This window comes from Brevibacterium sp. FME37 (genome assembly GCF_014897485.1).
In the GTDB taxonomy this organism is placed as follows: Bacteria; Actinomycetota; Actinomycetes; order Actinomycetales; family Brevibacteriaceae; genus Brevibacterium.
This window is the reverse complement of record NZ_JABUYE010000052.1, coordinates 1-1,263: the sequence shown is the minus strand read 5'-3', so window position 1 is coordinate 1,263 and position 1,263 is coordinate 1. Positions and strand designations below refer to the sequence as shown.

Sequence of the window (1,263 nt, the reverse complement as noted above, 5' to 3'; positions counted from 1 at the left end):
CCCTACGTGTCAGGCTGGAGCGGGACCACGGTGACAGAGCAAATCAGTCCGACCACGTAGGGCGAGAACCAGGAAACCAATCAATATGTCGAATCTCGTTGTGGCCGAAGTAGGCCAAAATGGGTCCATGAATAGTTCCGGACCGCGTGCCGGTGGACCGACCCGTCGAAGGTCGTTCACTCCCGCGCAGAAGCTTGAGTTGTTGACCCAGTACGAGGACGCCTGCACCGGCAAGGAGGGCGGTGCTTTTCTGCGGGAACAGGGTTTGTATTCCTCGCAGATCGCTGAATGGCGAAAGCTTCGTGATGCCGGTGCTCTCACCGGAAAGAAGCCCGGGGAAACCATTGGCAAGCTCTCTGCAGAACAGGCCGAGATCGCGCGTTTGCGCCGCCAGCTGGAGGTGAGTGAGGGCCGGTTGGAACGAACCGAGGCTGCCTTGGGAATCATGGAAAAACTCTCGGCGTTCTTCGAGAACGCCATCAAGGAATCACCGGACGAGCCGAAGTCCAGGAAGAAATGACCAGCGCCTACCGGCATTTGGTGGAGGCGGCTGTTCCGACGCGGCAGGCCGCGGCCCTGCTCGGCCTCTCACGCACCACGATCTACCGTAAACCTGCCGCCCCGGTGGACCACGAGCCGGTGGTGCCGCCAAACAAGCTGTGTGCCGCGGAGCGGGCCGAGATCCTGGCCGCGCTGAACTCCCCGGAGTTCGTGGACTTGGCGCCCCTGCAGGTCTACGCGAAGCTACTCGATGAGGGCATCTACCTGGGCTCGGTCTCCACGTTCTACCGGGTCCTGCAGGAGAACGAGCAGGTCAAGGAGCGCCGCCGGCTGGCCAAGCACCCGGCCCGGGCCATTCCGGAACTGGTCGCTACCGCACCTGGTCAGGTGCTCAGCTGGGATATTACGAAGCTGGCTGGCCCGGTGAAGGGCAAGTACTTCGATTGTTACCTGATGGTGGACATCCATTCGAGGTTCATCGTCGGCGCGCACGTGCACGCCACCGAATCAGGGGTCCTGGCGGTGGAGATGATGAAGGAGATCTTCGGCATCCACGGCATCCCCGAAGTCGTCCACGCCGACCGCGGGACCTCGATGACGTCGAAGACCGTTGCCGGACTGCTCTCGGATCTGGAGGTCACCCGATCCCATTCCAGGCCCCGGGTGAGCAACGACAACCCGTACAGCGAAAGTCTCTTCAAAACCATGAAGTACGGGCCAACCTTCCCCGATCGCTTCGCGTCCCTGGGCGACGCGCGGGCC

General features: G+C 62.3%; 1 pseudogene. It reads left to right on the top strand.

The features are described 5' to 3' along the window. Positions 1 to 127: 127 nt before the first annotated feature. Positions 128 to 1,263, top strand: a pseudogene (locus INT29_RS19890) (DDE-type integrase/transposase/recombinase); the annotation flags it as partial.